A 21,354-nucleotide genomic window follows, 5' to 3' on the forward strand; every position below is an offset into this window, starting at 1 on the left:
GCGGGAGGGGGCTGGTGACGTGGTCACCAGCCCCCTCCCGTGTGTCGCGGGTGCCCGCCGGGTGCGCTACAGATACAGGCCGGTGGAGTCCTCCGAGCCCTCGAACCGGTCCGCGGCCACGGCGTGCAGGTCGCGCTCGCGCATCAGGACGTACGCGACGCCCCTGACCTCGACCTCGGCCCGGTCCTCGGGGTCGAAGAGGACACGGTCGCCCGGCTCGACCGTCCGGACGTTCTGACCGACCGCGACGACCTCGGCCCAGGCGAGCCGCCGGCCGACCGCCGCCGTCGCGGGGATCAGGATGCCGCCGCCCGAACGCCGCTCGCCCTCGGCGGTGTCCTGCCGCACGAGCACCCGGTCGTGCAGCATCCTGATGGGCAACTTGTCGTGTTGGCTCTTCTCGCTCACGCCCCCGAACCTACCTGTCTTCGTCAGCCCCTGCGGCGTCGAGTGCCGAGGGCGAGCAGGCCCACGACGCCGACGACGACGAGCGCGACCGGGACGATGCGCTCCAGCCGGGGCGCCCCGTCCTGGTCGACGAACCGGCCCTTCGCATCGCTGACCACCCGGTTGACCGAGACGTAGGCCTTGCCGAGGGTGTGGTCGATGTTGGAGACGACCTTCGCCCGGGCGTCACCGACGATGGTCTTCGGGTGCACCCGGACGCCGATCTCGTCGAGCGTCTCGGCGAGGGTGTCGCGGCGGCGCTTGATGTCCGCCTCGATCTCGGCCGGGGTTCTGGTGTCCGAGGTGTCCGCCACCGCGCTGCCTCCCGCTGTCCGTCATTCACTGTTTGCGGACAGTCTGTCAGCTCCGCCGAGGACCGCGGCGTCAGGGCCCACGGTTACGCTGGTCCGATGAGCGAGCGACTCCAGCCCGGGGACGTGGCCCCCGCCTTCACCCTCCCGGACGCCGACGGCAACGAGGTGTCCCTGTCCGACCACAAGGGCCGCAAGGTCATCGTCTACTTCTACCCGGCCGCCCTGACCCCCGGCTGCACGAAGCAGGCCTGCGACTTCACCGACAACCTGGACCTGCTGGCCGGCGCCGGGTACGACGTCATCGGCATCTCCCCCGACAAGCCGGAGAAGCTGGCCAGGTTCCGCGAGAAGGAGTCCCTGAAGGTCACCCTCCTCGGCGACCCCGACAAGGCGGTCCTGGAGGCGTACGGCGCCTTCGGCGAGAAGAAGCTCTACGGCAAGGTCGTCACCGGCGTCATCCGCTCGACGATCGTCGTCGACGAGGAGGGCAAGGTCGAGCGCGCCCTCTACAACGTGAAGGCGACCGGCCACGTGGCGAAGATCATCAAGGACCTGGGCATCTGAGCCCACCCGACCGCCCGGGAACGGCTCGCACCGGAACCCCCGGTACGAGCCGTTCCGCATATCGGTCGTGACTGTGCGATGAGCGGTTCGTTACTCCGTACGAGGTCACGAACAGGTGGCCGGAACGGAGGGGACGCGGACGTGCCGAGCACATCGCAACGATCGGACGCATACAGCAAGGAACGGCTTGAGCCGGAGGTTGCCGCGGCCCGTAACTGGGTCGATCTGATGCGGCGGCTCGGCCTCAAGCCGAGTGGCGGCCAACGGCGGGTGCTGCAGGAGCACGTGGCCCGCCACGGATTTGACACAAGCCACTTCACCAAGCGCAGCCCTTGGCGCAAGTACCCCGACGCCGCCATCGCGGAAGCAGCCGCGTCATCGTCCTCGCTGCGGGAAGTAGCCCTGAAGCTCGGCGCCACACCGGCCACAGGGACTCTGTCCCACATCCGGCGCCGCATCCACGCCGCCGGCATCGACATCGGTCATTTCCCCGGCATTCATCGCCCCGAATTGGACCTGCCCTTCACCCCGGAAGAACTTCGGACGGCCGCAGCCGCAGTCACGAGCTTGCGTGGCCTGGCACGGACGCTCGGCGTTCCCGATGACAGCCGCTCCCGGGCGACACTGAGTCGCATACTGGCGGACCAACATATCGACATCGGTCACTTCTCTTACCGACGGGCAGTCATTCCCGAGGACGAGTTGGCGAACCTGGTACGGACTGCCACCAGTTACGCCGACGTCATGCGCGGTCTCGGCATGGAGGTCAACGACACGAATCACCGACGTGTACGACGCGCCGCCTCCCGCCTCAATCTCGACACCAGCCACTTCAAGCGCCGGTCCTGGGGACAGCCCGATCGCCCGGCGCCCGCACCCACCGCGCATCGGGTGCTGGTAGTCCTGCCCGAGCAAGCTGGACGGACGAACAGGACCCGCCTCCACCAGGCTCTGTCTGAGATCGGGGTGCCCTACGCATGCATGGAGTGCGGTAACAGCGGGGAGTGGCGGGGACGCCCCATCACCCTGCAGATCGACCATGTCAACGGGAATTGGCGGGACAATCGCCGGGAGAACCTGCGCTACCTCTGCCCCAACTGCCATGCCCTGACAGAAACGTGGTGTCGCCAGAAGAGCAGAGTCCCCCTCGCCGGGCAGCCCGACAGCCCCGTACACTGAGTGCCGCCGGTCGAGCATGATGACCGTTTTTGAGCGGCCGTGATGGAATTGGCAGTCATGCTGGGTTTAGGTCCCAGTGGGTTCATACCCGTGTGGGTTCGAGTCCCACCGGCCGCACACGCAGAGAGGACCGCCCAACCGGGCGGTCCTCTCGTGCCATCAGCCCAGCAGCTCCCGCACCACCGGCACCAGCGCCCTGAACGCCTTGCCGCGGTGGCTGATCGCGTTCTTCTCCTCGGGTGTCAGCTCGGCGCAGGTGCGGGTGTCGCCGTCCGGCTGGAGGATCGGGTCGTAGCCGAAGCCGTTCGTGCCGGTGGGGGTGTGCCGCAGTACGCCCCTCAGCCGTCCTTCGACGACTCGTTCCGTGCCGTCCGGCAGGGCGAGGGCGGCGGCGCAGGCGAAGTGGGCGCCGCGGTGCTCCTCGGCGATGTCCGAGAGCTGGGCGAGGAGCAGTTCGAGGTTGGCTCGGTCGTCGCCGTGCCGGCCGGCCCAGCGGGCGGAGAGGATGCCGGGGGCGCCGCCCAGGACGTCCACGCAGAGACCGGAGTCGTCGGCGACGGCCGGGAGGCCGGTGGCCTGTGCGAGGGCGTGCGCCTTGAGCAGGGCGTTCTCGGCGAAGGTGACGCCGGTCTCCTTGACGTCGGGGATGTCCGGGTAGGCGTCCGCGCCGACGAGGTCGTGGGTCAGACCTGCGTCGGCGAGGATCGCCTTCAGCTCGGTGATCTTTCCGGCGTTGCGGGTGGCGAGGATCAGGCGGGTCATGCTCTCAGTATCCCGGCCCCCGTCGCCTCGCCGGTCACCGGTCGCGGGCCGGCAGGTCAGGAGGTGCAGACGTTCGTCAGTTCCTTGGCCGCGTCCGTGATCCCGCTGATGTCGGGGGTGGCGTCGCCCTTGTCGACGGAGGTCTGGACGTTCTCCACGGCCTTCTGGAGGTCGTCGACGGCCTTGTTGACGTCGGCGTCGTCGGTCTTGTCGCCGATCTCCTTGAGGTTCTCGTCGATGGAGTTGAGCGACTCCTCCAGCTGTGCCGGGTCGTTGGACGCGTTCTCGACGGCCTGCTGGAGGTCGGACACGCTGCTGGCGATGGCCTCGGCGGTCTGGACGCAGTCCAGGGCCTTGTTCACGGCGTCGCAGCCGGTGGTGAGGCCGGCGGTCAGCGCGACGGCTGCAACGGCTCCGGCGATGGCGGTCGTACGACGTCGGCGGCTCGCGGCCATGGAACGGTCCTCCTACTGTCTGCAGGCCTGACGGCCTCCGGTGGTGGTGCGGATACGGCTTGCGCCGGTGTGGCCGGGCGCACGGTGGTGTGCCGTGCGCCCGTACTCCTAGGGACGCGGCCGGGTGCGGTGTGGTTGCGGCCGACGGACGGTGTCCTTGGGGTGCCCTTTACCTTTCGAGGACCGAGTCGAGCGTCTTGCTCTGCAGGGCGGCCAGGTCCGTGCAGCCTGCGACGGCGAGGTCCAGCAGGGCGTTGAGCTCCTCGCGGGCGAAGGGTTCGGCCTCGGCGGTGCCCTGGACCTCGACGAAGCGGCCGTCGCCGGTGCAGACGACGTTCATGTCGGTGTCCGCCTTGACGTCCTCCTCGTAGCAGAGGTCGAGCAGCGGGACGCCGCCGACGATGCCCACGGAGACGGCGCTCACGGTGCCGGTCAGCGGTCGGCGGCCGGCCTTGACGAGCTTCTTGCGCTGGGCCCAGGCGACGGCGTCGGCCAACGCCACGTACGCGCCGGTGATCGCCGCCGTTCGCGTGCCGCCGTCGGCCTGCAACACGTCGCAGTCGAGGACGATGGTGTTCTCGCCGAGCGCCTTGTAGTCGATGACGGCGCGCAGGGAGCGGCCGATGAGGCGGGAGATCTCGTGGGTACGGCCGCCGATCTTGCCGCGTACGGACTCGCGGTCGCCGCGGGTGTTGGTGGAGCGGGGCAGCATGGAGTACTCGGCGGTGACCCAGCCCTCGCCGGTGCCCTTGCGCCAGCGCGGGACGCCTTCGGTGACGGAGGCCGTGCAGAAGACCTTGGTGTCGCCGAAGGAGATGAGGACGGAGCCCTCGGCGTGCTTGCTCCAGCCGCGTTCGATGGTGACAGGGCGGAGCTGTTCGGGCGTGCGGCCGTCGATTCGAGACATGGCGATGAGCCTAGCCGCATGGGCGGAAGGGGCCGCTCCCGCATCGGGAGGGCCCCGGCGCATGCGCCGACGGGGACCGTCGTGGGCGGTCCCCGGGTCGGCGGTGGATCACATCATGTCCTCGATCTCCGCGGCGATCGGGTCGGCGTCCGTGCCGATGACGACCTGGACGGCCGTGCCCATCTTGACGACGCCGTGGGCGCCGGCGGCCTTGAGGGCGGCCTCGTCCACGAGGGAGGGGTCGCTGACCTCGGTGCGCAGCCGGGTGATGCAGCCCTCGATCTCTTCGATGTTGTCGAGGCCGCCGAGCCCGGCGACGATCTTCTCAGCCTTACTGGCCATGGCGATTCTCCCTGATATGCCTGATCCATGCCGCTTTGCCGTGCGGGATCGTTCGCGACTGGTCTACACCACCTTGCGGGTCCTCGCCAAGCGGAGAGCGGCGGCGACGGTCGGGCGAACGCCGGATGCCCGCCGGACGGGCCTGACATCACGAAGGCATAAAACGGGAATCGCGGGTTCCTAGGCCCACCTCCAGCGTGCTACAACAGGTCTACACCACTGACTGGTGTAGACCTCTCCCGTGCTGCCCTCCCCCACACTCCCGTCCCTGGGCGGCGCCCTGCCTACTGGAGGAAGTTGTGACCACGGCCAGCGCCGCTCCCGCGGCCGCAGAGAACAAGGGCCCGACCTGGGGCTCCCGCACCATGGCGGTGCTGCAGCGCATCGGGCGCAGCCTGATGCTGCCGGTCGCCGTCCTGCCGGCCGCCGCGCTGCTCGTCCGGCTCGGCAACACGGACATGCTCGGGCGCGAGTCGTTCCCCGAGTTCATCACCAAGTTCGCGAGCTTCATGTCGGCGGGCGGCGGCGCCATCCTCGACAACATGCCGCTGCTGTTCGCCGTCGGCATCGCGATCGGCTTCGCCAAGAAGTCGGACGGCTCGACCGCCCTCGCCGCGGTCGTCGGCTACCTCGTCTTCCAGAAGGTGCTCGGCACCTTCACCGACCCGAACCTGCCCCAGGTGGCCACCGTCGTCGACAACAAGGTCGTGATGGTGGACAAGGCGGTCAACGCCGGGGTCCTCGGCGGCGTGGTCATGGGCCTGGTCGTGGCCCTGCTCTACCAGCGCTTCTACCGCACCAAGCTGCCCGACTGGGCCGGCTTCTTCGGCGGTCGCCGTCTGGTGCCCATCCTGGCCGCCTTCGCGGGCCTGTTCATCGGCATCGTCTTCGGCTACATCTGGCCGGTCCTCGGTGCGGGTCTGCACAACTTCGGTGAGTGGCTGGTCGGTTCGGGCGCCGCCGGGGCGGGCATCTTCGGTGTCGCCAACCGCGCGCTGATCCCGGTCGGCATGCACCACCTGCTGAACTCGTTCCCGTGGCTCCAGGCCGGCTCGTACGAGGGCAAGAGCGGTGACATCGCGCGCTTCCTCGCCGGTGACCCGACCGCCGGGCAGTTCATGACCGGCTTCTTCCCGATCATGATGTTCGGTCTGCCGGCCGTCTGCCTCGCGATCTACCACACGGCCCGCCCCGAGCGCCGCAAGGTCGTCGGCGGCATGATGTTCTCTCTCGCACTGACCTCGTTCATCACGGGTGTGACCGAGCCCATCGAGTTCACGTTCATGTTCATCGCCCCGGTGCTGTACGCCCTGCACGCCGTCCTCACCGGCCTTTCCATGGCCCTGACCTGGGCCTTCGGCATGAAGGACGGCTTCGGCTTCTCGGCCGGCGCCATCGACTTCGCCCTCAACCTGGGTATCGCCACCAAGCCGTGGCTGCTGCTTCTGGTGGGCGTGTGCTTCGGCGCCGTGTACTACGTGGTCTTCCGTTTCGCGATCATCCGCTTCAACCTGCCGACCCCTGGCAGGGAGTCCGACGAGGAGCTGGCCGAGCTCCAGAAGGCGGAGGCCAAGTAGCGGAGGCAGCGGTTCGGCTCGGCACATGAGAGGCCCCCGGGGATCATCGCGATCCTCCGGGGGCCCTCTCGTGCGTACGTGCGGGTGTCAGATCACCGTGCGGGTGTCAGATCTCGTACGTCGTCCGGGGCGCGGCGAGCTCCACGGGGCCGTCGTACACCGCGCGGGCGTCGTCGAGGTTGACCCGGGGGTCCGTCCACGGCGGGATGTGGGTGAGCACGAGGCGGCGGGCGCCGGCGCGGGCGGCCGTCTCACCGGCCTCGCGGCCGTTGAGGTGGAGGTCCGGGATGTTCTCCTTGCCATGGGTGAACGCGGCCTCGCACAGGAAGAGATCGGCGTCGCGGGCCAGTTCGTCCAGGGTGGCGGTCACGCCGGTGTCCCCGGAGTACGTCAGGGTCCGGCCGCCGTGTTCGATGCGGATGCCGTACGCCTCCACGGGGTGGGCGACCCGTTCGGTGTGGACGGTGAAGGGGCCGATGTCGAAGGTGCTCGGCTTGACCGTGTGGAAGTCGAAGACCTCGCTCATGGAGGAGGCGGACGGGGTGTCGGCGTACGCCGTGGTCAGGCGCTGCTCGGTGCCCTCGGGGCCGTAGACCGGGATCGGGTCGCAGCGGCCGCCGTCGTGCCGGTAGTAGCGTGCGACGAAGTACGCGCACATGTCGATGCAGTGGTCGGCGTGCAGATGGCTGAGAAAGATCGCGTCGAGGTCGTAGAGACCGCAGTGGCGCTGCAGCTCGCCGAGGGCACCGTTGCCCATGTCGAGAAGCAGCCGGAAGCCGTCGGCCTCTACGAGGTAGCTCGAACAGGCCGATTCCGCGGAGGGGAACGACCCCGAGCAGCCGACGACGGTGAGCTTCATGAGAGCTGGAACCTCCGCGCTGGCGTGAAGTCGTGACAGTCGTGTTGGTCAGTCGTGTCAGTCGGTCGTGACGTACGGACGGGGCGCGCCGACCACGTTGTGCAGTCAGCGGGCTTGCGGATGGCGGACGGGGGTGCAGGAAGGTGGTGCGGTCCGTCGAGCGTAAGGCGCAAAAGGACGGGTCGCTCCTCCGCCAGGGGCCGTTGTGGGCGAACTCACCTGTGCTGTCACCGGTTCGGCTGGTGGGAAGGCCGTTGGGCCGCGCGTGAGCCGGGGTGAGGCTATACAGGGGGGCGCAGGGGCGCGCGGCAGGGCGGGCTTCGACTGGAGTGCGCCGGTACGGTCGTGCTCATGGACATGTCCTGGTGGTCGGCGCTCGCGGTGGTGGTGGCGCTCGCGCTCGTCGCGACGCTGGTCGACGGGTGGGGCCGGTCCCGTCGACCGGGTCGGCGGACGAGCGGACCGAAGGGGCGTACCCGGCCGCCCGGACGGCCGGGTGACCGGGCCGGTGCGCGGGCGCCGCTGCCGCGGCCGTCGGAGATCTGGTGGGCGAGCGTGCCCTTCGAGGACGGGCCCGGAGGCAAGGACCGGCCCTGTCTCGTGCTGGCGGTACGGGGCGACCGGGCGCGGGTCGTCAAGATCACCAGCAAGTACCGTGACGCTCGGTTCGGGGTGATTCCGCTGCCGCCGGGGGCCGTGGGGGACGCGCGGGGGCGGCCCAGCTTCCTGGAGACGGAGGAACTCCGGGAGGTGCCGGTACGGGACTTCCGCCGGAAGGCGGGGGTGGTGGATCCGGTGCTGTGGGACCAGGTACGGCACCTGTCCGGCTGACGGAGGTTCGTGGTACGTACGGGTGGCTGGGGGCTGGTCGCGCAGTTCCCCGCGCCCCGGAAAACCGACCGGGGCTGCGCCCCGTGCTCTTCGACGGCGGCACCCGGTGAAGGCAGGGCCGCAGGCCCAAGCCTTCAGGGGCGCGCGGGGAAGCGCGAGAAAACTACTCCCCCCCGCACCCGCCCACGCACCCTTCGGCCCCGACTCACCAGGCGCCCGGCCCTAAGGGGTCCTCGGGTCCTTTCCCTATGCCCAGAGCTGCCCCTGCAACGTCTCGATGGCCTCCTCCGTCGTCGCGGCCGTGTACACGCCCGTCGACAGGTACTTCCAGCCTCCGTCGGCCACCACGAAGACGATGTCCGCGGGCTCCCCCGCCTTCACCGCCTTCCTGCCGACGCCGATCGCCGCGTGCAGCGCCGCTCCGGTGGAGACGCCGGCGAAGATGCCCTCCTGCTGGAGCAGCTCCCTCGTCCGCGTCACCGCGTCGGCGGAGCCGACGGAGAAGCGGGTGGTGAGGACGGACGCGTCGTACAGTTCCGGCACGAACCCCTCGTCGAGGTTGCGCAGGCCGTAGACGAGGTCGTCGTAGCGGGGTTCCGCCGCCACGATCTTGACGTCCGGCTTGTGCTCGCGCAGATAGCGGCCCACGCCCATCAGCGTGCCCGTGGTGCCGAGACCCGCCACGAAGTGGGTGATGGAGGGGAGGTCCGCGAGGATCTCCGGACCCGTGGTGGCGTAGTGCGCGCCCGCGTTGTCGGGGTTGCCGTACTGGTAGAGCATCACCCAGTCGGGGTGCTCGGCGGAGAGCTCCTTCGCGACGCGTACGGCCGTGTTGGAGCCGCCCGCCGCCGGGGAGGAGATGATCTCCGCGCCCCACATGGCCAGCAGGTCACGCCGCTCCTGGGAGGTGTTCTCGGGCATGACGCACACGATGCGGTAACCCTTGAGCTTGGCCGCCATGGCCAGGGAGATTCCCGTGTTGCCCGAGGTGGGCTCCAGGATCGTGCAGCCCGGGGTCAGCCGGCCCTCCTTCTCCGCCTGTTCGATCATGTGCAGGGCAGGGCGGTCCTTGACCGAGCCGGTGGGGTTGCGGTCCTCCAGCTTGGCCCAGATCCGGACGTCCTCGGACGGCGAGAGCCGCGGCAGGCGCACCAGAGGGGTGTTGCCCACCGCGGCGAGCGGGGAGTCGTAGCGCATGGGTGGTCAGCGGGCCTCAGGCCATGCCGCCGGCCACGGCCGGCAGGATCGTCACGTTGTCGCCGTCGGAGAGCTTGGTGTTGATGCCCTCCAGGAAGCGCACGTCCTCGTCGTTCAGGTAGACGTTGACGAAGCGGCGCAGCTCGCCGCCGTCCACGATGCGGGCCTGGATGCCCGTGTGCCGGGTCTCGAGGTCGGCGAACAGGTCGGCGAGGGTGTCGCCGGCTCCCTCCACCGCCTTCTGACCGTCGGTGTACTGGCGGAGGATGGTGGGGATGCGGACCTCGATGGCCATGGTGTGCGGCTCCTGTCGGGAGTAGTCAGGTCGGTGGGCGCGCGGCAGCGCGGAGTGCGGGGTCACACGGGTGAGGGCGCCGCGGCTCACGGCCGTACGGCGGCAGGGTCGGCGTCAACAGATGGCGCTGGCAAGCCTGCACAGGTCGACGTGCAGCCGCGCCACGAGCAGTGCGCCCGGCGTCTTCTCGCTCACGTCGTCAAGAACCATGGGCTCATCGTATCGATTCCCGGTCCGGGTCCCGGAATGTGATCCCACATGCCGGACGGTTTCGGGCCGGGGAGTGAGACCGCACAGGTCAGCCGGACCCGCACCGGCTCCCTGCCGGGCCGGCGCCGGTGGCGGCAGGGGTGCGACACGGGGGCGGCACGGGGGCGTTCAGGCCGAGTGCCGGGCCACCAGGCGGGTGGGCATGACCACCGACGACAGGGCACCCGGCTCCGGTGCGCGCGGCTCGGGCACGGCCGCATCCTCCGTGCGGCTGAACAGCAGGCGGGCCATCAGCCGGCCCATGCCCTCGATGTCCTGGTGCACGGTGGTCAGCGGCGGGTCGGTGTGTTCGGCGATCGGGGCGAGGTCGTCGAAGCCGACCACGGCGATGTCGTCCGGGACCCGCAGTCCGCGCTCGCGCAGCACCTGAAGGGCTCCTGAGGCCATGAGGTCGGAGGCGACGAACACGGCGTCGAGGTCGGGGCGCCGGTCCAGGAGCGCGGCCATGGCCCGGGCGCCGCCCTGCCGGGTGTAGTCGGCCCGTTCGATCAGCTCGGGCGAGGCGCCGTCGAGGAGGACGTCCCGGTAGCCGTCCAGGCGGTCCACCGCCGAGGCCTCCTGGTCGTACGGGCCGGTGACGGTGGCGATGCGCTCGCGGCCGAGGGAGACCAGATGGCGGACGGCCTCGCGGGCGCCGCCCCGGTTGTCGGCGTCGACGTAGACGCACTCCCGTACGGTCTCGCCGCCGCGGACCAGGGGGCGGCCGCCGAAGACGGCGGGCAGGCCGAGGCGCTCGATCATGCCGGGCAGCGGGTCGCAGGCGCGCAGCGAGAAGAGCAGGGCGCCGTCGACGTGGCCGCCGCCGAGGAAGTCGCCGACGCGCGGGTACTCCTCCTCTTCCTCCAGGAAGAGGAGGACCGGCTGGGCGCCGTGGGCCACCAGTTCCTTGCGGATGCCCCGCAGATGGAGGTCGAAGAAGGGATCGATGAAGAGACGGTTCTGCGGCTGGCTGGCGACGACCGCGATGGCGTTGTTGCGGCGGGTGACCAGTTGCCGGGCCGCGGAGTTCGGTACGTAGCCCAGTTCGGCGACGACCTCCCGGACGCGTTCGACGACCTCCGCGCGCACCTTCCCCTCGCCGTTGATCACCCGTGACACGGTGGACTTGGAGACCCCCGAGCCGCGTGCGACGTCCTCCAGGGTGGGCCGCTGTCCGTTCATTCGTCGTGTCCGTGCCGTCGGCTGCGTCAACACCGTCTCCGTAGTGGGCAGTTGAGTTGGGTGGGCCTGCCCGGCCACGGTAACGTCGAAAGCTTTCAGTACGCCTCCACGATATGGACTTCCTCCTCCGTCACCTCGCCCTCGACGATGCGGTACGAGCGGAACTGGAAGTCGCCGAGCCCGTCGGTGTCGGCGGTGGAGACGAGGACGTAGTGGGCGCCCGGCTCGTTCGCGTAGGAGATGTCGGTACGGGAGGGGTAGGCCTCGGTGGCGGTGTGGGAGTGGTAGATGACCACCGGCTCCTCGTCGCGGTCGTCCATCTCGCGGTAGAGCTTGAGCAGGTCGCCCGAGTCGAACTCGTAGAAGGTGGGCGACATGGCCGCGTTCAGCATCGGGATGAAGCGCTCGGGGCGGTCCGAACCCGCCGGGCCCGCTACGACGCCGCACGCCTCGTCCGGGTGGTCCTTGCGCGCGTGGGCGACGATCTGGTCGACGAGGGCCTGGGTGATGGTCAGCATGCTCGTCAGGATAAGCAGAGGGCCGCCGCGTACCGAAGGGTGGTACGGGGCGGCCCACATGCCGGGCAGGAGGCCGGTGGGCCTCCCGGGCGGAGCGGTCAGCCGACCTTCTCCAGGTCCGGGTCGCGGCGGGCCGTGACCTCGGGGTTGCGGGACTTCAGCACCAGCCAGCCGACGCCGAGGGCGGCCGCCCAGCCGGCCATGACGTAGAGGCTGACGCGGGCCTCGTGGTCGTAGGCGATGAGGCCGGTGACGAAGAGGAGGAAGACGATGGCGATCCAGCTGCCCGTCGCGCCGCCCGGGGCGGGGAAGGAGGAGGCGGGCAGTCGGCCAGCGTCGACCGCGCGGCGGTAGCGGACGTGGCTGACCAGGATCATCAGCCAGGTCCAGATGCCGGCGCCGGTGGCGACGGAGACGACGTACTCGAAGGCCTTGTCGGGGACGACGTAGTTGAGGACCACGCCGATGCCCATGAAGAGCACCGAGACCCCGATGGCGAGCGCGGGCGTCTTGGTGACGGACAGCTTGTTGAAGGCCTTGGGGGCCTCGCCGCTGTCGGCCAGGGTGCGCAGCATGCGGCCCGTGGAGTACATGCCGGAGTTGCAGGAGGACAGGGCCGCGGTCAGGACCACGAAGTTGACGATCGCGGCGCCCGCCGGGATGCCGATCTTCGCGAAGGCGGCGACGAACGGGCTCACGCCCGGCGCGAACTCGGTCCACTTCACCACGCACAGGATGACGGTGAGGGCGCCGACGTAGAACAGCGCGATACGCCAGGGCAGGGTGTTGATCGCCTTGGGGAGGGTCTTCTCCGGGTTCTCGGACTCACCGGCGGTGACGCCGACCAGTTCGACGGCGAGGTAGGCGAACATCACGCCCTGGAGGGTCATCAGGGACGAGCCGATGCCCTTGGGGAAGAACCCGTCGAAGGCCCACAGGTTGGAGACGGCGGCGGTGTCGCCGGCGGCGCTGAAGCCGAAGGTGAGGACGCCGAGGCCGATCACGATCATGCCGATGATGGCGGTGACCTTGACCATCGAGAACCAGAACTCGATCTCGCCGAACAGCTTCACCGAGATCAGGTTGGCCACGAACAGGACGACCAGGAAGACCAGCGCCGAGACCCACCGCGGGATCTCCGGGAACCAGTAGTTGATGTAGATCGCGGCGGCGGTCAGCTCCGCCATGCCGGTGACGACCCACAGCAGCCAGTACGTCCAGCCGGTGAAGTAGCCGAAGAACGGGCCGAGGAACTCGCGGGAGTACTCCGCGAAGGAGCCCGAGACCGGGCGGTACAGGAGCAGCTCGCCGAGCGCCCGCATGATGAAGAAGATGATGACGCCGGCGACGGCGTACATCAGGATGAGGCTCGGTCCGGCCTTGGCGATGTTCGCACCTGCGTTGAGGAAGAGCCCGACGCCGATGGCGCCGCCGATCGCGATCATCTGGACCTGGCGGCTGCCGAGCCCGCGCTCGTACCCCTCTTCGGAGGCCTCGCCGCGCACGGCGTCACTGCCGTTGTTGTCGACCTGAGCGGAGGTCATGTGTTGTGCGCCTTTCTCCACGCTGGGCCGATCCGAGCCGTTCGTCGACCCCGGATCGGGTTCCGATCCCCCCGGATGTGATGGAGCTGAGCTGGTTCGCTCGTGCCTGGCCGACGGTCGTCGGCTGGTGGCGCACCCGGCGGACAAGGGTGGCGTCCGGCGGGCGGTCGTGAAGATCTATCACGGCCGCAATCTTGATCGGCGAGGCGTTTTGTGGCGCACAACACAGGAAGAAGCGGACAAAGAACACCCCTGAGGGCATCCCTCACCGCTGTGGTGACACGATCGTTATCCGGATTTGAGTGTCCTCTGAGCGAACACGAAGCCAACCCGGAGGGGCTCCGGAGGGAACTCGGGGTTCCGTCCGGGCCCCCTGCGCTCATGGCATCAGCGTCGCGACCAGCGTCTCCTGAAGTCCGCCCAGCCACAGGTACGCCATCACCATGGGCTTGCGCGGGTCCTCGTCCGGCAGCCGGTAGAGGAGGTCAGTGTCCTCCTCGTCGACGACGTCGAGCCGGGACCCGATGGCGAGGCGCAGGTCGTTGAGGCAGCCGAGCCAGCGCCGGGACTCCTCCGCCGACAGCTTGAGCACGGCCCCGCCCTCACCGGCCGCCGACAGGCCGTCCAGCGAGTGGATCACCGCGAGGGCGTTGTCACGTTTGGCGGCCCGCAGGTCGTTCTCGGTGAAGCGCCGGAACTCGGCGGAGTACGCCCGCTGCTCCTCGGCCTCGGCGGCCGTCGGGGTGCCCTCGGGGTCGCTGTAGGCGTCCGGGAAGAGCCGCCTGAGCACGGGGTCCTTGGGGGGCTCGCTCGGCCCCTCTGCGAACAGCTCGGCGAGCGGGTCGTCGGGGGCGTCCTCGGCGGGGCCCGGACCGATCAGCTCCAGCAGCTGGACCGCGAGCGAACGGATGATGGAGATCTCGACCTCGTCGAGCGCGACGGCCGCGCCGCCGCCGGGAAGCGGTTCGAAGGTTCCTGGCATCGGGTAGGTCGTTCACTCCGGTCCTGTTACGTCAGGCCAGGTCTCCCGGCCTGCGACTGCCGTCCGTGGCTACTTCCGGTCCTGCTGGAGCGTGGCCCACAGACCGTAGCCGTGCATGGCCTGTACGTCGCGCTCCATCTCCTCGCGTGTTCCGCTGGAGACGACCGCGCGACCCTTGTGGTGGACGTCGAGCATGAGCTTGGTGGCCTTGTCCTTCGAGTACCCGAAATAGGCCTGGAAGACATAGGTCACGTAGCTCATGAGGTTCACCGGGTCGTTGTGGACGATCGTCACCCACGGCACGTCGGGTTCGGGTACGGCGAAGACCTCCTCCGCCGACTCGGTCTTCTCGATCTCCATGGGTGCGGCTGCCGTCACACGGCCCATGCTGCCACCACAGGGGGGTCCGCGCACAAACGGGGACCCGTGCGACGGAGGGTCCGTCAGATAAGGGACCCGGAAATCGTCAGATTGACGAAATGGGAGTACGATCCCCTGCCATGAACACAGCGGACCTTGGTTTGCCGGTGGATGTCCCCTCGACCGCGCTCTTCACGGACCACTACGAACTCACGATGCTGCAGGCCGCGCTGAAGGCGGGCACGGCCGAGCGGCGGTCGGTGTTCGAGGTCTTCACGCGGCGGCTGCCGGAGGGGCGGCGGTACGGCGTGGTGGCCGGAACCGGGCGGGTGCTGGACGCGGTGGAGAACTTCCGCTTCGACCCCGGCGTGCTCGGCTTCCTGCGCGAGCGCTCCGTCGTCAACGCGGAGACCCTCGACTGGCTGGCCGGCTACCGCTTCGGCGGCGACGTCTGGGGCTACCGGGAGGGCGAGGTGTACTTCCCCGGCTCGCCGATCATGCGGGTCGAGGGCACCTTCGCGGAGTGCGTGCTCCTGGAGACGGTGATCCTCTCCGTCCTCAACCACGACTCGGCGATCGCCGCCGCCGCCTCCCGGATGGCCAGCGCCGCCGGGGAGCGCCCGCTGATCGAGATGGGCGCCCGGCGCACCCACGAGCTCGCCGCGGTGGCCGCCTCGCGCGCCGCGTACGTGGGCGGCTTCACCTCCACCTCCGACCTGGCGGCGGGCTTCCGCTACGGCATCCCCACGGTCGGCACCTCCGCCCATGCCTTCACCCTGCTCCACGACCGCGAGCGGGACGCCTTCCAGGCGCAGGTGGACTCCCTCGGCCGCAACACCACGCTGCTCGTCGACACCTACGACGTCGCCGAGGCCGTACGGACGGCCGTGGAGATCGCCGGCCCCGAGCTCGGCGCGGTCCGCATCGACTCCGGTGACCTGCTGCTGGTGGCCCACCGGGTGCGGCAGCAGCTGGACGAGCTGGGGGCGACCGACACCCGGATCATCGTGACCTCCGACCTCGACGAGTACGCGATCGCCTCCCTGGCGGCGGCGCCCGTGGACGCGTACGGGGTGGGCACCCAGCTGGTGACCGGCTCCGGTCACCCGACCGCCTCCATGGTCTACAAGCTGGTGGCCCGGGCGGAGTCCGCCGACCCCACGGCCCCGCTGGTGCCGGTGGCGAAGAAGTCCAGCGGTGGCAAGACGTCCGTCGGGGGCCGCAAGTGGGCGGCCCGGCGCATGGACGAGCACGGTGTCGCGGAGGCCGAGGTCGTCGGCACCGGGCCCGTCCCGGCGGAGCTGGAGGAGCACCAGCTCCTGGTCCCGCTGATCAGGGACGGCCGCGTCCTCGCCCGCGAGCCCCTTGACGTCGTACGGGACCGCCACACGGCCGCCCGCGCGAGGCTGCCGCTGTCCGCGACCCAGCTGTCACGCGGGGAGCCGGTCCTTCCGACGGAGTACGTCTGAGAGCGGGCGGATGCGGGCGCACACTGGGAGCGGGCGGGTGCGGGGGCGCCCCCTGTGCCCGGGTGTGAGCCGGTCGGCGCCCGCGTGCTCGGCCCGTGCCCCGGTCCGCGCCTCGGCCGAGCGCCTGATGCCCCCTCCCGAACGCCTCCGGAAGTCTCTAGGCTCGGAAGTTCGTAGTCCAGCAGATCGGCCGGGCCCGCACGCTCCCCGCGTCAGAACCCACCCCACACCGACCCAGCGTCGAAGAGTCGAAGGACACCGACACCATGCGCCGCGCCTTGATCGTCGTTGACGTGCAGAACGACTTCTGCGAGGGGGGCAGCCTCGCGGTGGCCGGCGGTGCCGATGTGGCCGCCGCCATCACCGAGCTGATCGGCCAGGCGGCCGGCCCCGGCTACCGGCATGTGGTCGCGACCCGCGACCATCACATCGCTCCCGGCGGCCACTTCGCCGACAACCCGGACTACGTCCACTCCTGGCCGGCGCACTGCGTCGCCGGCACCGAGGGCGTGGGCTTCCACCCGAACTTCGCCCCCGCGATCGCCTCCGGCGCGGTCGACGCCGTGTTCGACAAGGGCGCGTACGCCGCCGCGTACAGCGGTTTCGAGGGCGCCGACGAGAACGGCGTCTCCCTGGCCGACTGGCTGCGCGCCCGTGACATCGAAGAGGTCGACGTCGTAGGTATCGCCACCGACCACTGCGTGCGGGCCACCGCCCTGGACGCCGCGAGAGAGGGCTTCCGCACCCAGGTCCTGCTGGACCTGACCGCGGGCGTCGCCGAGGAGACGACGGAGCGGGCCCTGGAAGAGCTCAGGGAGGCGGGCGTGGAGCTGTCGGGCAAGCCGGTGGTGTGAGCCGCGCGCGCCCCGCTTCCAGCCCGCGCGCCCTCGCTCGCGGCATTCCCGGCCGGCTCGCACACTCCCGGTGCTCCCCGCAGGCTCAGACGTGTGCCCGGGGCCTCCTCAGAAGCGCCCGGATCGGGTGCCAGAGTTCCGGGGTCGTGGACGTGGCACAGACCGCCGAGGTGCGCCATATCAGCCCGTCGGGGTGGTGCAGCACCGCCGTGATCTCGTCCGGCGTCGGAGGCGCCGCGTTGCCGCGGAGGTAGATCGCGCGCAGCCCCAGGTTGCGCAGCCGGGTGAGGGCACGGGCCCGGTTGGCGGCCAGCACCAGCACCCGGACCGAGCCGTCGTGCGCCGGGGAGACCCCGGAGAGCCCCGCCGGCGGGGCCGGCACGGCCCGCGCGGGTGCCTCCAGCCGGGTGGTCGGACCGGCCGGGACGGGGTCCCGGGGCGCCGGTGCGGGCAGGTTCAGGGCGACGACGACATTGCCGTCCGGCAGCTTGCAAAAACCTCCTGCGGCCATGCAGGTCACACCCCCGTGCGCGTCAGTGTCAATAAGAAGGCCACAGCACGCACCTAAACACGTCCGGCCGCGACCCGCCAAGGGGGTCGCGGCCGGATATGGTCTGACCTGCGGAAATGCTGGTTACTTCACCGCGGGGCCGACCAGGAGCGAGATCGTGGAGCCGTCCTTGGCCTCCTTGACGATCTTGATCTTGGTGTTGGTGTCAGTGATCTTGACACCGCCCGTCGGGTTGGTCTCGTCGTAGTAGGAGCCGGTGTGGTCGTTGAACGTCGACACACCCTTCGACGACGGGATCGTGGTCAGCACGTCGGCCTTGTGCAGCTTGAGGCCGTCGGTGCGGTACAGGCTGAACGGCGAGTCGTAGGACTGGATGCGGTTGCGCATCAGCGTGCCGTCGGCCCACTTGAGCGCCTTCGGGTGGGAGTCGATCGGGAGGACCAGACCGACACCCGGGTGGACGCTGGTGTTGTTGTCCGCCTGCGAGGTGTCCCACTTCCAGATCAGCAGACCGTTCTGGTACGGGTAGTGCTCCACCCAGTCCGGACGCGTGGTCGAGAAGCCGAAGTTGTACGGGCCGACCTTGAGGGTCTTGTCGTACGAGACGTACTGGCGGTTCTCCGCGATGTAGTACTGGGCGTAGTCGTCCGTGATGGACGCGCCGATGCGGGAGAAGCCCTTCGCGGCCCAGGCCGCGTCCGTGCTCTCCGCGTTGTCGGTGAACAGCGCGCCGCCGTCGGCGACCACGGAGATACGGTCGGCCGCGAAGCCCTTGGGGGCCACGCCGCCGTCCGTCTGGTAGCGGAAGCGGAGGTCGAACTTCTTGCCCGCGTAGGCGTCCAGCGAGTACGAGAGCTTCTTGTAGGCGCCGGAGGAACCGGTCAGCGCCGGCTTGCCGCTGGCGTCCTTCGGGATCGCCGCACCGTCCACCGTGCCGTCGACGGCGGTCCAGTTGGCGCCGCCGTCCGTCGACACCTCGGTGTAGAGGTAGTCGTACTCGGCCTCGATGTCGTACCAGCCGTCGAGGGTGAGCGCGGCGGACGACTTGCCCGTGAGGTCCACGGAACGGGTCAGGGTGTTGGAGAGGTTGTCACCGCTGCCGCTCCACCACTGACCGGAGCCCTCGGCGGGCTGGACGATCTCGGTGGTGACCTTCTTCCGGGGCAGCTCGACCACGAGGGCCTGCTTGTCCCAGGTGTTGTACTCGGCGAGGCCCAGCTTGTGCGTGGACTGCTTGCCGGCCTTGGCGGTGTCGTAGTTGAGCCAGCCCAGCTGCAGCTTGTCCCAGGCGGTCATGTCGCCGGGCAGGTCACCGATCTCGTTCTTGCCGGTGCCGAGCCAGGAGCCGGACGACATCAGGGTCCAGAAACCGGTGGAGTTGTCGCCGTTTCCGGTGGTGTCGTAGTGGTCCGGCAGACCGAGGTCGTGGCCGTACTCGTGGGCGAAGACACCGAGGCCGCCGTTCTCCGGCTGGATGGTGTAGTCGCCGACCCAGATACCCGTGTCGCCGACCTTGGCGCCGCCGAGCTTGTTGCCCTCGGGGCCGCTCACACCGGCGTCGGTGCCGAACGCGTACCAGCGGTGGGCCCAGATGGCGTCCGTGCCCTGCGCGCCGCCGCCGGCGGACTCGTCCTCACCGGCGTGCACGATCTGGAAGTGGTCGACGTAGCCGTCGGGCTCGTTGAAGTCGCCGTCGCCGTCGAAGTCGTAACGGTCCCATTGGTCGTACTTGGCGACCTCGGCCTTGATCTGCGCGTCGGTGCGTCCGGCCGCCTTCTGCTGGGCGACCCAGGAGCTCAGACCATCGCTGACGACGTTCCACACGCTGGTGCAGTTCGACTGGCCGCACTTGTTGTTGCCGTAGCGGGCCTCGTTGTAAGGGACCTTCACCCAGTCCGAGACCGTGCCGTCGACGGAGTAGCGGCCCGAGGACTGCTTCTCGTAGTACTTCTTCATCGACTCGGTCTTCTTGCCGGTGCCGAAGTACATGTCCTGGAAGTGCTTGCGGTTGTAGTCCGCCTGCCAGGCCGTGGAGTTGTCCTTCTTGCGGTTGGGCTTGGCTATCTGGTTGTGCAGCGGGCCGGGCGTGCCGCCGAAGCGGCTGTCGATCTGGTCGCCGAACTCGACGAGGATCGTGAAGATCTTGTCGGTCTTCTCGCGGCCGAGCTCGACGTACTTGCTCTGGCCCTTCTTGCTCTTGAGCTTCACGACCTTCGAGCCGTCACGGTTCTTGACCGCGGCATCGCCGGATATGACCTGCTCAAGGGCTTCCTCGCGCTGGGCTTCCTGGGTCTTGCTCAGGGGGCCGTCGAGGTCATGGTCGAGCTCGCCACGCCCGGCGGGGTCCGCCGGGTCCTGACGGTTCGCGGCGGCCGCCGACTTGCCGTCCCCGTCCTGCGCCATCGCGTAGGTCGAGAAGGTGGCCGCGGCCGTCGCAACGGCGACACTGATCGCCGCTGCCCTGAACGTCCAGGGTCTACTGGTCACTTGAGGTCCTCCCCCGCGCCCGTCCGCGCGGAGGGGATGTCCTGGTCGTGGAGGAAGTCCGCGCGCGGTATACGCGTGTAGTCAAGTGACGACATTCGACTGGAGTTTCGAAAGAAAAAACAGATCTTGACTTGCACAGATCAAGGCGCTAACGCCGTCCAGGGGAAGCGCTTGTTCGTTATACGGACGTTATGTGCACCCACCAACCGGCGCGCATATGCGTCCACTTCGTGGACCTCATGACTCGGTGCGCCCCCCGTGCCCCGTCCCCGTGGGTCAGGTCACGCTTACCCGTCGTTCCCCTCGGGCACCCTGGCGAATAGAGTCGATTGGCGGAGCGCCGGACGTCGGCGGAAGTCAAGCCGACAGCACTGCTTCACCTTTGATTCGTATCCGTAACCTCCCCTCAGCGCGAGAGGCACGGGGAGACCCCACCCGAGGACACGATTGCCATGCCTCGTCCGACGACCGCACAGCTCGCCTACGGCTCCTGCACCGTGATCCTGTCCACCCTCGCCATGCTGCTGCTGTCACAGACGAGTTCCGGCGTGGGGATCGCGGTGATCGCCCTCTCCGCCCTCGCCCTCGGCCTGCTCGTCTCGCTGACCGTGCCGCTGCCCGGACCGGCCTCCGCCAGGGCCTCAAGGGTCACCGCGGCCGGCCGGGCCCAGGCCCCGGCGCCCGTTTCGGCCGTCGCCGCACCCGAGCCGGTACGGGAGCGGGAACCGGTGCACGAGCCGACGGCTTCCTGAACACGGCCACGGGGCCGCCCGGCCCGCCGCCTCAGCCGGTGCTGACCACCACCGTCTTGGCCGCCTTGTCGTGCAGGCCCTGCTTGTAGGGCTTGTCGAAGAAGCTCCAGCCGCCCGCGATCGCCGTCCAGACACAGGCGCAGCAGAAGGCGAAGGGGATCCACAGCACCGCCGCGCGCAGCAGCGCGGTCTGCGTCGAGGGCGTGGAACCGTCGTTGAGGTTCGCCACCCGCAGCTTCATCAGCCGCTTGCCGAGGGTCTGGCCGTTCCTGACCGTGAGAATGGTGTCGTACGCGATGTAGAGGACCGCGGCGAGCACCTCCTGGCCCAGGGAGCGGCTGAACTCGATGTCGTCCGTGTCGACCGTGTACTGGCTGACCCGGAAGGCCCACGCCAGCAGACCCACCACGATGCCGACGAGGATCATGTCGATGAGGCGGGCGAGCACCCGTTTGCCGCTGTCGGCGAGCGGCGGCATCCCCATGAGCGGGTCGTTGGGAAAGGGTCCGCCGCCGTAGGGGTCGCCCCCGAGGGGTCCGCCGCCGTAGGGCGGCGGTTCGTTCCCGTACGGGGACTGCCCGGGCGGGGTGCCGTACGGGGAGCCGCCGCCCTGGTCCGGCGGGGGCTGCTTCCTGAACGGGTCGTCGTCCGGGGACTGACCGGAGCCGTAGGGCGGCGGTTCGGTGCTCATGGCCCGAGTCGACCGCGAACCCCCCG

Annotated in this window: 25 protein-coding genes and 1 tRNA gene; 8 read left to right on the forward strand and 18 right to left on the reverse strand. The window is 69.6% G+C overall.

Annotation, left to right across the window (positions count from 1 at the left end; all coding sequences use genetic code 11):
• Positions 1 to 66: 66 nt before the first annotated feature.
• Positions 67 to 369, reverse strand: a complete 303-nt coding sequence (locus ACZ43N_RS17840; RefSeq protein ID WP_055513294.1) for a GroES family chaperonin — start codon at positions 367 to 369, stop codon at positions 67 to 69.
• A 62-nt stretch (positions 370 to 431) separates the two neighbouring features.
• Positions 432 to 761: a DUF3618 domain-containing protein gene (locus tag ACZ43N_RS17845; protein ID WP_468098453.1), complete on the reverse strand. Its 330-nt coding sequence runs from the start codon at positions 759 to 761 to the stop codon at positions 432 to 434.
• Positions 762 to 857: 96 nt separating this feature from the next.
• Between ACZ43N_RS17845 and bcp the strand changes: the two genes are divergently transcribed.
• The 3 genes from bcp (at position 858) to ACZ43N_RS17860 (ending at position 2,621) form a co-directional block, all read left to right on the forward strand.
• Positions 858 to 1,325, forward strand: a complete 468-nt coding sequence (gene bcp, locus ACZ43N_RS17850; RefSeq protein WP_468098454.1) for a thioredoxin-dependent thiol peroxidase — start codon at positions 858 to 860, stop codon at positions 1,323 to 1,325.
• Between the two features lie 141 nt (positions 1,326 to 1,466).
• Positions 1,467 to 2,504 carry an HNH endonuclease gene (locus ACZ43N_RS17855; protein ID WP_468098455.1) on the forward strand — a complete coding sequence of 346 codons (1,038 nt, stop codon included), beginning with the start codon at positions 1,467 to 1,469 and terminating at the stop codon, positions 2,502 to 2,504.
• A gap of 33 nt (positions 2,505 to 2,537) precedes the next feature.
• A tRNA-Leu gene (locus tag ACZ43N_RS17860) sits at positions 2,538 to 2,621 on the forward strand.
• Positions 2,622 to 2,663: 42 nt separating this feature from the next.
• Here ACZ43N_RS17860 and rdgB read toward each other — a convergent pair.
• The 4 genes from rdgB to ACZ43N_RS17880 form a co-directional block, all read right to left on the reverse strand.
• Complete coding sequence (rdgB, locus tag ACZ43N_RS17865; RefSeq protein WP_468098456.1) at positions 2,664 to 3,266, reverse strand: RdgB/HAM1 family non-canonical purine NTP pyrophosphatase; 603 nt, start codon at positions 3,264 to 3,266, stop codon at positions 2,664 to 2,666.
• A gap of 56 nt (positions 3,267 to 3,322) precedes the next feature.
• Positions 3,323 to 3,721, reverse strand: coding sequence for a hypothetical protein (locus ACZ43N_RS17870; RefSeq protein ID WP_468098458.1), 399 nt, complete (start codon positions 3,719 to 3,721; stop codon positions 3,323 to 3,325).
• A gap of 169 nt (positions 3,722 to 3,890) precedes the next feature.
• Positions 3,891 to 4,628, reverse strand: a complete 738-nt coding sequence (rph, locus tag ACZ43N_RS17875) for a ribonuclease PH (RefSeq protein WP_468098459.1) — start codon at positions 4,626 to 4,628, stop codon at positions 3,891 to 3,893.
• Positions 4,629 to 4,736: 108 nt separating this feature from the next.
• Positions 4,737 to 4,970 (reverse strand): PTS sugar transporter subunit IIB, encoded by a 234-nt coding sequence (locus ACZ43N_RS17880; RefSeq protein ID WP_468098461.1) that lies wholly within the window; start codon positions 4,968 to 4,970, stop codon positions 4,737 to 4,739.
• Positions 4,971 to 5,269: 299 nt separating this feature from the next.
• On the opposite strand from ACZ43N_RS17880, the gene ACZ43N_RS17885 reads away from it, so the two are divergent.
• A complete protein-coding gene (locus ACZ43N_RS17885; protein ID WP_468098462.1) occupies positions 5,270 to 6,547 on the forward strand; it encodes a PTS transporter subunit EIIC in 1,278 nt (425 codons plus the stop codon).
• A gap of 106 nt (positions 6,548 to 6,653) precedes the next feature.
• Here ACZ43N_RS17885 and ACZ43N_RS17890 read toward each other — a convergent pair whose 3' ends face one another.
• Complete coding sequence (locus ACZ43N_RS17890; protein ID WP_468098463.1) at positions 6,654 to 7,406, reverse strand: MBL fold metallo-hydrolase; 753 nt, start codon at positions 7,404 to 7,406, stop codon at positions 6,654 to 6,656.
• Between the two features lie 351 nt (positions 7,407 to 7,757).
• On the opposite strand from ACZ43N_RS17890, the gene ACZ43N_RS17895 reads away from it, so the two are divergent.
• Positions 7,758 to 8,237, forward strand: a complete 480-nt coding sequence (locus ACZ43N_RS17895) for a type II toxin-antitoxin system PemK/MazF family toxin (RefSeq protein WP_468098465.1) — start codon at positions 7,758 to 7,760, stop codon at positions 8,235 to 8,237.
• 246 nt (positions 8,238 to 8,483) lie between these two features.
• Here ACZ43N_RS17895 and ACZ43N_RS17900 read toward each other — a convergent pair whose 3' ends face one another.
• From ACZ43N_RS17900 to clpS, 8 genes are all read right to left on the reverse strand, one after another.
• Entirely contained in the window at positions 8,484 to 9,434 is a 951-nt protein-coding gene (locus ACZ43N_RS17900; RefSeq protein WP_468098467.1) for a PLP-dependent cysteine synthase family protein, read from the reverse strand.
• Positions 9,435 to 9,450: 16 nt separating this feature from the next.
• Positions 9,451 to 9,729 carry a MoaD/ThiS family protein gene (locus ACZ43N_RS17905; RefSeq protein WP_055541406.1) on the reverse strand — a complete coding sequence of 93 codons (279 nt, stop codon included), beginning with the start codon at positions 9,727 to 9,729 and terminating at the stop codon, positions 9,451 to 9,453.
• A gap of 114 nt (positions 9,730 to 9,843) precedes the next feature.
• Positions 9,844 to 9,939 carry a putative leader peptide gene (locus ACZ43N_RS17910; protein WP_309474684.1) on the reverse strand — a complete coding sequence of 32 codons (96 nt, stop codon included), beginning with the start codon at positions 9,937 to 9,939 and terminating at the stop codon, positions 9,844 to 9,846.
• Positions 9,940 to 10,107: 168 nt separating this feature from the next.
• Positions 10,108 to 11,160 (reverse strand): LacI family DNA-binding transcriptional regulator, encoded by a 1,053-nt coding sequence (locus ACZ43N_RS17915; RefSeq protein WP_468098469.1) that lies wholly within the window; start codon positions 11,158 to 11,160, stop codon positions 10,108 to 10,110.
• Between the two features lie 95 nt (positions 11,161 to 11,255).
• A complete protein-coding gene (locus ACZ43N_RS17920; RefSeq protein WP_055541407.1) occupies positions 11,256 to 11,678 on the reverse strand; it encodes a M67 family metallopeptidase in 423 nt (140 codons plus the stop codon).
• A 98-nt stretch (positions 11,679 to 11,776) separates the two neighbouring features.
• The gene (locus ACZ43N_RS17925) at positions 11,777 to 13,222 is read right to left on the reverse strand and encodes an amino acid permease (RefSeq protein WP_468098470.1); all 1,446 of its coding nucleotides are present in this window, start codon (positions 13,220 to 13,222) and stop codon (positions 11,777 to 11,779) included.
• A 379-nt stretch (positions 13,223 to 13,601) separates the two neighbouring features.
• A complete protein-coding gene (locus tag ACZ43N_RS17930) occupies positions 13,602 to 14,204 on the reverse strand; it encodes a DUF2017 domain-containing protein (RefSeq protein ID WP_468098471.1) in 603 nt (200 codons plus the stop codon).
• Positions 14,205 to 14,273: 69 nt separating this feature from the next.
• The gene (gene clpS / locus ACZ43N_RS17935; RefSeq protein ID WP_055520955.1) at positions 14,274 to 14,591 is read right to left on the reverse strand and encodes an ATP-dependent Clp protease adapter ClpS; all 318 of its coding nucleotides are present in this window, start codon (positions 14,589 to 14,591) and stop codon (positions 14,274 to 14,276) included.
• Between the two features lie 113 nt (positions 14,592 to 14,704).
• On the opposite strand from clpS, the gene ACZ43N_RS17940 reads away from it, so the two are divergent.
• Both ACZ43N_RS17940 and ACZ43N_RS17945 read left to right on the forward strand, forming a co-directional pair.
• Positions 14,705 to 16,033 carry a nicotinate phosphoribosyltransferase gene (locus ACZ43N_RS17940; protein WP_468098472.1) on the forward strand — a complete coding sequence of 443 codons (1,329 nt, stop codon included), beginning with the start codon at positions 14,705 to 14,707 and terminating at the stop codon, positions 16,031 to 16,033.
• Between the two features lie 266 nt (positions 16,034 to 16,299).
• Positions 16,300 to 16,887 (forward strand): isochorismatase family protein, encoded by a 588-nt coding sequence (locus ACZ43N_RS17945; RefSeq protein ID WP_468098473.1) that lies wholly within the window; start codon positions 16,300 to 16,302, stop codon positions 16,885 to 16,887.
• 85 nt (positions 16,888 to 16,972) lie between these two features.
• Here ACZ43N_RS17945 and ACZ43N_RS17950 read toward each other — a convergent pair whose 3' ends face one another.
• Both ACZ43N_RS17950 and ACZ43N_RS17955 read right to left on the reverse strand, forming a co-directional pair.
• A complete protein-coding gene (locus tag ACZ43N_RS17950) occupies positions 16,973 to 17,398 on the reverse strand; it encodes a hypothetical protein (protein WP_468098475.1) in 426 nt (141 codons plus the stop codon).
• 123 nt (positions 17,399 to 17,521) lie between these two features.
• Positions 17,522 to 19,885, reverse strand: a complete 2,364-nt coding sequence (locus tag ACZ43N_RS17955; RefSeq protein WP_468098476.1) for an immune inhibitor A domain-containing protein — start codon at positions 19,883 to 19,885, stop codon at positions 17,522 to 17,524.
• A gap of 452 nt (positions 19,886 to 20,337) precedes the next feature.
• On the opposite strand from ACZ43N_RS17955, the gene ACZ43N_RS17960 reads away from it, so the two are divergent.
• On the forward strand, positions 20,338 to 20,637 hold the full coding sequence (locus tag ACZ43N_RS17960; protein ID WP_468098478.1) for a hypothetical protein: 300 nt from the start codon (positions 20,338 to 20,340) through the stop codon (positions 20,635 to 20,637).
• Positions 20,638 to 20,668: 31 nt separating this feature from the next.
• On the opposite strand, the gene ACZ43N_RS17965 is transcribed toward ACZ43N_RS17960, so the two are convergent.
• Positions 20,669 to 21,328: an RDD family protein gene (locus ACZ43N_RS17965; RefSeq protein WP_468098479.1), complete on the reverse strand. Its 660-nt coding sequence runs from the start codon at positions 21,326 to 21,328 to the stop codon at positions 20,669 to 20,671.
• Positions 21,329 to 21,354: the final 26 nt, after the last annotated feature.

Source organism: Streptomyces sp. NPDC030814, assembly GCF_055572155.1.